This is a genomic window from Tardiphaga sp. (assembly GCF_028290785.1).
GTDB lineage: Bacteria > Pseudomonadota > Alphaproteobacteria > Rhizobiales > Xanthobacteraceae > Tardiphaga.
Genome location: NZ_JAQGJD010000124.1, coordinates 1 through 9,388, shown reverse-complemented (window position 1 = coordinate 9,388; position 9,388 = coordinate 1). Strand labels below are relative to the sequence as shown.

The following is a 9,388-nucleotide window of genomic DNA, read 5'->3' as shown; positions in this document are numbered from 1 at the left end:
TAACGATCTCAAGGCTGCGTTGTTTGACGACGAAGACTGATCGGACGACAAAGGAATTGGTTGATGGTCGAGTTCGCACTTCCGAAGAATTCAAAAATCACCGGTGGCAAGGAATGGCCGAAGCCGGCCGGCGCGACGCAGACGCGCGAGTTTCGCGTCTATCGCTGGAATCCGGATGACGGCAAGAACCCCGGCGTCGATACCTATCACATCGACACCAACGATTGCGGTCCGATGGTTCTCGATGGCCTGATCTGGATCAAGAACAACATCGATCCGACGCTGACCTTCCGACGCTCCTGCCGCGAAGGCGTTTGCGGCTCCTGCGCCATGAACATCGACGGCCAGAACACGCTGGCCTGCACCATGGCGATGGACGACGTGAAGGACGGCGCTGTGAAGGTCAACCCACTGCCGCATCAGCCGGTGGTGAAGGATCTGGTGCCGGATCTCACCAATTTCTACGCCCAGTATGCGTCGATCGAGCCGTGGCTGAAGACCACCACGCCGACCCCGCAGAAGGAATGGAAGCAGAGCCACGAGGATCGCTCCAAGCTCGACGGTCTCTACGAGTGCATCCTGTGCGCCTGCTGCTCGACCTCGTGCCCGAGCTACTGGTGGAACAGCGATCGCTTCCTCGGCCCCGCCGCGTTGCTGCAGGCCACGCGCTGGGTCAAGGATTCGCGCGACGAAGCCACCGGCGAACGCCTCGACAATCTCGAGGATCCGTTCCGGCTGTATCGCTGCCACACCATCATGAACTGCGCCAAGGCCTGCCCGAAGGGACTCAACCCCTCCGAGGCCATCGCCGAGCTCAAGATGAAGATGGTCGAGCGTCAGGTCTGATCGACCGATGGCATTGGTCGTAGGGTGGGCAAAGCGAAGCGTGCCCACCACGGTGCGATGACACGAGATGGTGGGCATAGCGCAAGTGCGCCTGTGCCCACCCTACGATCATCGCGGGCTTGAGAGCACATCATGACAGTCCTCGAACTCGGTCTCGACACGTTCGGGGACGTCACGTCCGGCGCCGACGGTGCGCCGTTGCCGCATGCGCAGGTGCTGCGCAATCTCATCGACGAAGCCGTGCTGGCCGACCAGCTCGGCATCGATTTCATAGGCATCGGCGAGCATCACCGCGCCGATTTCGCGGTCTCGGCGCCCGAGGTGGTGCTGGCGGCGATCGCATCGCGCACCCAACGCATCCGGCTCGGCTCCGCCGTCACCGTGCTGTCCTCCGACGATCCGATCCGCGTGTTCCAGCGCTTCTCGACCATCGATGCGCTGTCCAACGGCCGCGCCGAAGTGATCCTCGGCCGCGGCTCGTTCACCGAATCCTTCCCGCTATTCGGCTTTGCGTTGAGCGACTACGAGATGCTGTTCGAACAGAAGCTCGATCTGTTTGCGGCGTTGATCCACGAAAAATCCGTCACCTGGCAAGGCAGTATCCGGCCGCCGTTGAAGGACCAGCAGGTGTTTCCGCCGATCGAGACGGGAACGCTGAAGACCTGGATCGGCGTCGGCGGCAGCCCCGAATCCGTGGTGCGCGCTGCGCGCTATAACCTGCCTCTGATGCTGGCGATCATCGGCGGCGATCCCCAGCGCTTTGCGTCCTACGTCGATCTCTCCAGGCGCGCTTATGCGCAACTGGGCAAGCCCATGCAGCCGATCGGCGTGCACTCGCCGGGCTATGTCGCCGACACCGACGAGCAGGCCCGGGAAGAGCTGTGGCCAGACTACAAGATCATGCGCGACCGGATCGGCGCCGAGCGTGGCTGGCCGCCGATGCAGCGCAAGGAGTTCGACCAGGAAGCCGATCACGGCTCGCTCTATGTCGGCTCGGTGGATACCGTCGCGAAGAAGATCGCGGCGACGGCGAAGACGCTGGGCATCTCGCGCTTCGACATGAAGTACAGCGCCGGCGGCCTGTCACACGACAAGCTGATGCGCTGCATCGAGCTGTACGGCAGCCGGGTGATTCCGATGGTGCGCGAGCTGCTGGCCTGAGCGGCGCCACACGATGGGCGCCGCTTTCTGCATCCCACCGAATTTATATCTTCGAAGCCTCGACGATCAGGGCCGTGATCTCCTTCGGATGCGAGATCATCGAGACATGGCTCGACGGCAGTTCGATGGTGGTGGCCTTCATGCGCTTGGCGAGGAACCGCTCGAGGTCGGGCGTGGTGGTCTCGTCCTTGGTCGATACCGCGTAGAACGACGGCTTCGACCGCCAGGCGGCCACGGTGGTCTTGCCGGCGAACAGCGTCTCCGAAACCGGCTGCTGCGTCGCGTAGAGCACCCGCGCGCGCGCGGGCTCCACATCGCCGGCGAAATGTTTGACGAAGGCGTCCTCGGACAGCCACAGATAGCCGTCGTGCTTCTGGATGCCGGCGCGCACCGGCGCCGTCGGATAGGTGGCGGCCAGTGCGTTGAAATCTTCGCCGGCATCGGGGGCGCGCGCTGCGAGATAGACCAGTGCGGTCACCTTCGGATCGACTCCGGCCTCGGTGATCACCATGCCGGCATAGGAGTGGCCGACCAGCACGGTCGGGCCATCCTGCATGGCCAGCACGCGCCTGGTAGCGGCGACGTCGTCGGCGAGCGAGGTCAAGGGGTTCTGCACCGCGGTGACGTTGTATCCCTGCGCCTGCAGTAGCGGGATCACCTCGGACCAGCACGAGCCATCGGCCCAGGCGCCATGCACCAGCACGATGTTCTTCACCCCGGCCGCTTGCGCCGACGCCTCGGTGATTCCGAACGTCGCCAGCGCGGCGACGCCGGCCGCGACTCCAAACAGGCTGCGACGGTTCAAACCGCGCAACGGAGTTCCGGAAGGAGGAGGGCGGCGGTCTTCAACAGTTGGCTCGGTCATGTAGCTAACTCCGGCTTACATTCTGGGGGGAACCTCGAAAGCGATGCGGGTGCACGCTTGCTCAAGCTCATATCCAGCAGTTCGGGCGCACCATGGCCGTCGTTACAGGGAACACACGGTTGTGATGCAATACCGCCAACCCCTTTAGTGAACGGCCGGCTCTCGCCGGGATGCGTAGGGCGGCCGGTTCCACTCCGGCAACGATTTGTTCGACCCGCCGATTCAGGTAAGCTTCCGCCTCCAGTCAGGCAGGGGCCGTGAAGACCGCGCAAAACAATTCGCTCAAGCTCCTGCAATGGATGATGGCCGCATCGCTGGCCTTTCCCGTTGCGCTGTTCGCCTTTGCTGCAGTCACGTCCTGGAAATCGACCTGGAAGATCGCCGATCGTGAGATCGAGCGCACCCTGGATGTCGCCCACGAACACGCGCTGAAAGTGTTCGAGACCATCGACCGCAGCCTGTCGGAAATCAACGAGATCGTCCGCGGCAAGTCCGACGCCGAAATCAAGGCCCAGGAAGGACAGCTCCATGCCCGGCTGAAGTTGCTGGCCGATGCGCTGCCGCAGATGAAGTCCGCGTGGATATTCGACGCGCAGGGCCGCGCGCTGGTCAACAGCCTGATCCTGCCGGCGCCAACTATCGACTTCACCGATCGCGACTATTTCAGTGCGCACGTCACCCGCGATGTCAGGCTCTTCATCGGCAAGACGTTGCTGCCACGCCCGCCCTATCAGGGCGCCCCGTTTTTCGGTGTCAGCCGCCGCCGTGAAACCAGCGACGGCAGTTTTTCGGGCGTGATCCAGGCTTCCGTGTTTCCGGAGTACTTTTCGGATTTCTATGCCCGGATCGGGCGTGACGCCGGCAGCTTCCTGGCGCTCGGCCTGACCGACGGCGCCATCCTGGCGCGCTATCCGGCGCTGCAGAAGGATCTGCGCATCGATCGGAGCGGACCGGTCGGCCAGCAGATGGCGGCCGATCCCGCCGGCGGCCTGATGACGATCGTCTCGCCCGGCGACGGCGTCGAGCGCCGGCTCGGCTATCAGCGCCTGACAGGCTATCCCGTCTACGTGGCGGCCGGCCTCGATACGTCGGCGATCCGCGCGCGATGGCTTTCCACCATCAGCCAGCATCTGATCTTCGGCATTCCCGCGACCGCGCTTCTGTTCCTGCTGCTCGCGCTGGCGCTGCGCCGGACCCGCAAACTGTACGCCGAGTCCGCCCGGCGGCTGGAGGCCGAAGAGGCGCTGAGGCACGGCCAGCGGCTGGAAGCGCTGGGCCAGCTCACCGGCGGCGTGGCCCATGACTTCAACAACCTGCTCACCGTGATCCGCTCCTCGGTCGATCTGCTGCAGCGGCCGGGCCTCGCGCCGGAGCGGCAGGCCCGCTATGTGGCGGCGATTTCGGATACCGTGAACCGCGCCGCCAAATTGACGGCGCAACTGCTCGCTTTCGCGCGGCGGCAGACACTGAAGCCGGAAGTGTTCGACGTCGGCCACTGCGTGCGCTCGGTCAGCGATATCGTCGGCACGCTGACCGGCTCGCCGGTCGAGATCGTCATCCGGTTGCCTGACGATCCCCTGTTCGTGCATGCCGACGCCGGTCAGTTCGAGACGGCGCTGATCAATATCGCGGTGAATGCCCGCGACGCCATGCGCGGCGAGGGACGGCTTACGATCACCGTGTGCGCCGCGCCGGAACTGCCGGGCGCCATCGTGCAAAACCCCGACGGCTATGTCGCGGTAGCGATCGAGGATACCGGTGTCGGCATTCCCCGCGATCAGTTCGAGCGCATCTTCGAGCCGTTTTTCACCACCAAGGAAGTCGGGCAGGGCACCGGCCTCGGCCTGTCGCAAGTGTTCGGCTTTGCCAAACAGTCCGGCGGCGAGGTGATTGTCGAAAGCGTCGTCGGCAAGGGCAGCACCTTCACGCTCTACCTGCCGCGGGTGTCGATCGATGGCGTCGCACCGTCAGCGATCGCCAGCAATGATCCCGTGGTCGATGGCGAGGGCCTTTCCGTTCTCGTGGTGGAGGACAATCGCGACGTCGGGCAGTTCGCCGCCGACGCGCTGAGTGAGCTTGGCTACGCGCCGACGCTCATGACCAACGCCCGCGATGCGCTGGCTGAGCTCGACCGACATCCACTCGGCTACGACGTGGTGTTTTCCGATGTGGTCATGCCGGGCATGACCGGGATCGAGATGGCGCAGGAAATCCGCCGGCGCCATGCCGATCTACCGGTGGTGCTGACCTCCGGCTACAGCCACGTGCTGGCGCAGAACGGCACCTTCGGATTCGAGCTGCTGCAGAAGCCGTATTCGATCGAGCAGTTGTCGCGCGTGCTGACCAAGGTCGGGAATTGGCGGCGGCAACGGGCCGAGACCTCCCCGCAGACTCCAACGTCCTCCTGAGACGCCGTCGCCGCGACTGGCGGAACCCGATGGAACCTTTTGATTTCTTTCGCGTTATGGCAGTATGAACAAGCCTGCCGTAGACGAATCCGACGTTGCCCGAACCCCGATCGTCGAGGTCGTTGCCGAGACCGGCCAGCAGGTCGAGCCGCCGCCGCCGGAGTTGCTCGAGCCGGATCCGGAACTCACCCCCGAGGAGGCGGAGCAGGCGCGTAAAGACTATCTGCTGACGCGATTCTGGATCAGCGCCAAGGGATTCTGGGGCGCCAGCGGCGACAAGCTGGCCTGGGCATTCTCGATCGGGCTGCTGCTGCTGATCGTCACCAATGTCGGCTTCCAGTACGGCATCAACGTCTGGAACCGCGCGATCTTCGACGCCATCGAGAGGCGCGACGCCGGCACCGTCTGGACCCTCACCGGAATCTTCTTTCCGCTGGCGATCGGCAGCGTGCTGCTCGGCGTGGCGCAGGTCTATACGCGGATGGGCATCCAGCGCCGTTGGCGTGCCTGGCTGACCGCCTCGGTGGTGTCGCGCTGGCTGACCAGTGGCCGCTACTACCAACTCAACCTGGTCAGCGGCGATCACCAGAATCCGGAATATCGCATCGCCGAGGATTTGCGCGTCGCCACCGACTCGCCGGTGGATTTCGCCGCCGGCGTGATCTCGGCCTTTCTGTCGGCCACCACCTTCATCGTCGTGTTGTGGACCATCGGCGGCGCGCTGACGCTTTCCATCGGAGGTTCGGTCGTTACCATCCCCGGCTTCCTGGTGATCGCCGCCGTGCTCTATGCCGGCATCGCCTCGGGTTCGATCATGGTGATCGGCCGCGCCTTCGTGCAGACCTCGGAAGACAAGAACCAGGCCGAGGCAGAGTATCGTTATGCGCTGACCCGGGTGCGCGAGAACGGCGAGAGCATCGCGCTGCTCGGCGGCGAGGAGGAAGAGCGTGCCGGCATCGACAAGACGTTTGCCAGCGTGCTGAAGCAGTGGGCGCGGCTGGCGCATCAGCACATGCGCACCACCCTGGTGTCGCAGGGCTCCAGCCTGATCGCGCCGGTGGTGCCGCTGCTGCTGTGCGCGCCAAAATTTCTCGACGGCAGCATGTCGCTCGGCCAGGTGATGCAGGCGGCCTCCGCCTTCACGATCGTGCAGGCGGCGTTCGGCTGGCTGGTCGATAACTATCCGCGCCTCGCCGACTGGAATGCCTGCGCGCGCCGCATTGCCTCGCTGATGATGTCGCTGGATGGCCTCGAGCGCGCGGAGCGCGGTGATGGCATCGGCCGCATCACCCGCGGCGAGACCACCGGCGATACCATGCTCAGCCTGCACGATCTCTCGGTGACGCTCGACGATGGCACGGCCGTGGTCGGCGACGCCGAAGTTGTGATCGAACCCGGCGAGCGCCTGCTGGTGGCGGGCGAGAGCGGTACCGGCAAGAGCACGCTGGTGCGCGCCATCGCCGGGCTATGGCCGTGGGGCGGCGGAAGTATCAATTTCCATCCGGATCGGCGGCTATTCATGCTGCCGCAAAAGCCCTACGTGCCCTCCGGCACGCTGCGCCGCGCGGCGGCCTATCCGGCGGCGGCGGAGGACTGGAGCGTCGAAGAGATCGGCAAGGCCCTCGACAAGGTCGGGCTCGGCCACCTCAAGGAGAAAATCGAAGAAGATGCGCCGTGGGACCAGACCCTGTCCGGCGGCGAAAAGCAGCGCCTCGCTTTTGCACGGCTGTTCCTGCACCACCCCGACATCATCGTGCTGGATGAAGCGACCTCCGCGCTCGACGCCAAGAGCCAGGACAAGATGATGGAGCTGCTGACCGAAGAGCTGCCCAACGCCACCGTGGTGTCAGTCGCGCACCGCGCCGAACTCGAGGTCTTCCACAGCCGCAAGATCGTGCTGGAACGCCGCAAGGGTGGCGCCAAGCTGGTCAGCGACATCGATCTCATTCCGCGCAAGGGCAAGCGCAAGCTGCTGGGGCGGTTCTTGCGGCACAGGCAGACGGCAAAATAACTCGCTGAGGTTGGATGTAGCCCCGGATTTCGTTACGCTGATCCGGGCTGAACCTCGCAGGAGCTTGCGATGATCGATCACATCGGCTTTTCGGTTTCCGACTTTGAACGCGCCAAGGAGTTCTATGTCCGCGCGCTGGCGCCGCTCGACTACAGCGTGGTGATGGAAGTCACCGAAGAGCAGAGTGGCTATTCGCCGGCCGCCGGGTTTGGCGCCGACGGCAAGCCAGATTTCTGGATCGGCGGCGAAGGTGCTCTCAACAAGCCCGTGCACATCGCGATTGTCGCGAAAGATCGCAGCGCTGTCGATGCGTTCTATCAGGCCGCGATCGCCGCGGGCGGTCGCGATAACGGCCCACCCGGGCTTCGCGCGCACTATCACCCGAACTACTACGGCGCCTTTGTTCTCGATCCCGACGGCCACAACATCGAGGCCGTCTGCCATGCGTCCGAGTGAAGTCGCCTATCTGAACGCAGGAAGTACGAAGATTGCGATATTCGCGAACAGCCCGCCGGCATAGGCCGCCGAGCGCAGGCTCGGCTTGTCGGCGATGTAGAGCCAGGAGTAGATGAGCCGGAACGCGATGTAGAGCAGCGCAAGCCCGCTCACCGTGCCGGGCGAGGCGCCGAAGTTCAGCGCGGCAAGGACTGAGACCGCAAAGAATGGGAAATTCTCGTAGGCATTCTGGTGCGCCGCATAGGCCCGGCGTTTTGCGCCTGCGAGGTTTTCGGCGGAATCGCGCGGCGTATTGTTGTCTTTCGAACTCGACTTCGCGTAGCCGACCAGCATCAGCGGCAGCAACGCCGCGACCAGAATGCACCAATAAGCGATCGGCATTTGACCTCCCCTTGAAAGCGCCTTGATGCGAGGTTCCACCGCGGCTGTCAAACCTGTCGTTCGGGAACATCGCGGCACTCGCGTCGTTATCGCCGCAACCAATACAGGAGAGAGACATGGCCAACGACAATACCGTCGCCGATATCGATCGCACCTGGGAGCTGATGAAGAAGATCGGCTTCGCCATGCTGGTGACGCGCGATGGCGAAAAACTGCGCGCCCGGCCGATGGCGGCTTATCTGGATCGCGACGCCAATACCGTGTTTTTTCTCAGCGACGCGCGCCGGCATAAGGATGACGAGATCGCGGCCAATCCGAACGTCAACCTCTCCTTCGCGGATGCGGGAGACATGAAGTTCGTGTCCGTCAGCGGGACCGCCGTGGTCTCTAACGACCGCGCCAAAATCAAGGAATTGTTCGGGACGCCCGCCAAGGCGTGGTGGGACAGCGCTGAGGATCCTAATATTCGAGTGCTCAAATTCACTCCCGATGAGGCCGAGTTCTGGGACTCGCCGGGCACCGTGATCAGCTATGTGAAGATGGCCGCCGCCGCCGTGACCGGCACGCGCCCGGACATCGGCACCAACCGTAAGGTCGCGATCTGATGTCGCCCGTCGAGGATCCTCCGATCCAGCCCGGGCAACCGGCCGAGCCGCCGCAGGAAAGCCCGCCAGGCAATCCGCGGCCGGAGATACCGACGCCGGTACGCGAACCCGATACGCCGAATCAGCCCGACGAATTGCCGGGTTACGTGCCGGAAGAAGTACCTGTCGGCCCCGATGTGAATCCCGGCCAGCCGGATATGCCGCCGTCGCCGACTATGTAGTTGCCAATGTTATACGGGCCTGAATGCGCTATGAACAAAGCGCGTTCAGGTCTGCGTTATGGACGAAATAAAAATGGCGTGGCCGTTGGGCACCGCCACAATGCGGCCCTACCGTTATCAGTTGATCGTTACGCCAGATGTCTACGAAGCATTCGGCCAACAAATCGTTTGTTGAAAATTTTCCCGGGGGATCTCAGTCTATCATGACAAAACTTCGTCTTCTGCTGCTGGCCACGACCGCCCTTGGCGTCGTCCAATTCGCAGCACCCGTTTCACACGCGCTGGCTGGCGACGCCGCCATCGTTGTCGCGCAGGCGGCACCACCACCGGCGCCTGAAGGCGATCCGAAGGCCGCGCCGAAGGCGCCGCCGAAAGGTCCGCCGCCCGGTGCTGCGCCACCGCGCCCGGCGCCGCCTGCGGCTGCCCCGCCACCG

General features: G+C 64.1%; 9 protein-coding genes and 1 pseudogene. 8 read left to right on the top strand and 2 right to left on the bottom strand.

The features are described 5' to 3' along the window. Nucleotides 1-63: 63 nt before the first annotated feature. A complete protein-coding gene (locus JWR89_RS07370; protein ID WP_299713734.1) occupies nt 64-846 on the top strand; it encodes a succinate dehydrogenase iron-sulfur subunit in 783 nt (260 codons plus the stop codon). Between the two features lie 132 nt (nt 847-978). Beyond that, a complete protein-coding gene (locus JWR89_RS07365) occupies nt 979-2,007 on the top strand; it encodes an LLM class flavin-dependent oxidoreductase (protein WP_299713730.1) in 1,029 nt (342 codons plus the stop codon). Between the two features lie 43 nt (nt 2,008-2,050). On the opposite strand, the gene JWR89_RS07360 is transcribed toward JWR89_RS07365, so the two are convergent. Beyond that, nucleotides 2,051-2,767 (bottom strand): alpha/beta hydrolase, encoded by a 717-nt coding sequence (locus JWR89_RS07360; RefSeq protein ID WP_299713737.1) that lies wholly within the window; start codon nt 2,765-2,767, stop codon nt 2,051-2,053. A gap of 362 nt (nt 2,768-3,129) precedes the next feature. Between JWR89_RS07360 and JWR89_RS07355 the strand changes: the two genes are divergently transcribed. From JWR89_RS07355 to JWR89_RS07345, 3 genes are all read left to right on the top strand, one after another. Continuing rightward, nucleotides 3,130-5,280, top strand: a complete 2,151-nt coding sequence (locus JWR89_RS07355) for a hybrid sensor histidine kinase/response regulator (protein ID WP_299713727.1) — start codon at nt 3,130-3,132, stop codon at nt 5,278-5,280. Nucleotides 5,281-5,344: 64 nt separating this feature from the next. Then, nucleotides 5,345-7,291 carry an ABC transporter ATP-binding protein/permease gene (locus JWR89_RS07350; RefSeq protein WP_299713724.1) on the top strand — a complete coding sequence of 649 codons (1,947 nt, stop codon included), beginning with the start codon at nt 5,345-5,347 and terminating at the stop codon, nt 7,289-7,291. A 69-nt stretch (nt 7,292-7,360) separates the two neighbouring features. Further along, nucleotides 7,361-7,747, top strand: a complete 387-nt coding sequence (locus JWR89_RS07345; protein WP_299713721.1) for a VOC family protein — start codon at nt 7,361-7,363, stop codon at nt 7,745-7,747. A gap of 6 nt (nt 7,748-7,753) precedes the next feature. Here the strand turns inward: JWR89_RS07345 and JWR89_RS07340 are convergent, their stop codons facing one another. Next, complete coding sequence (locus JWR89_RS07340) at nt 7,754-8,128, bottom strand: MAPEG family protein (RefSeq protein ID WP_299713719.1); 375 nt, start codon at nt 8,126-8,128, stop codon at nt 7,754-7,756. A gap of 116 nt (nt 8,129-8,244) precedes the next feature. Here JWR89_RS07340 and JWR89_RS07335 point away from each other — a divergent pair, with 116 nt between their 5' ends. The 3 genes and pseudogenes from JWR89_RS07335 to JWR89_RS07325 all read left to right on the top strand — a co-directional run. Next, a complete protein-coding gene (locus tag JWR89_RS07335; protein ID WP_299713716.1) occupies nt 8,245-8,733 on the top strand; it encodes a pyridoxamine 5'-phosphate oxidase family protein in 489 nt (162 codons plus the stop codon). Then, nucleotides 8,733-8,954 (top strand): hypothetical protein, encoded by a 222-nt coding sequence (locus tag JWR89_RS07330; RefSeq protein WP_299713713.1) that lies wholly within the window; start codon nt 8,733-8,735, stop codon nt 8,952-8,954. Before JWR89_RS07335 ends, JWR89_RS07330 begins: the two co-directional genes overlap by 1 nt. Before the next feature lie 203 nt (nt 8,955-9,157). Beyond that, nucleotides 9,158-9,388, top strand: a pseudogene (locus JWR89_RS07325) (hypothetical protein); the annotation flags it as partial.

Excerpts from the sequence above, each read along its gene's own strand:
- JWR89_RS07370 (WP_299713734.1), top strand. The coding sequence starts at position 64 with ATGGTCGAGTTCGCACTTCCGAAGAATTCAAAAATCACCGGTGGCAAG.
- JWR89_RS07365 (WP_299713730.1), top strand. The coding sequence starts at position 979 with ATGACAGTCCTCGAACTCGGTCTCGACACGTTCGGGGACGTCACGTCC.
- JWR89_RS07350 (WP_299713724.1), top strand. The coding sequence starts at position 5,345 with ATGAACAAGCCTGCCGTAGACGAATCCGACGTTGCCCGAACCCCGATC.
- JWR89_RS07345 (WP_299713721.1), top strand. The coding sequence starts at position 7,361 with ATGATCGATCACATCGGCTTTTCGGTTTCCGACTTTGAACGCGCCAAG.
- JWR89_RS07340 (WP_299713719.1), bottom strand. The coding sequence starts at position 8,128 with ATGCCGATCGCTTATTGGTGCATTCTGGTCGCGGCGTTGCTGCCGCTG.
- JWR89_RS07335 (WP_299713716.1), top strand. The coding sequence starts at position 8,245 with ATGGCCAACGACAATACCGTCGCCGATATCGATCGCACCTGGGAGCTG.
- JWR89_RS07330 (WP_299713713.1), top strand. The coding sequence starts at position 8,733 with ATGTCGCCCGTCGAGGATCCTCCGATCCAGCCCGGGCAACCGGCCGAG.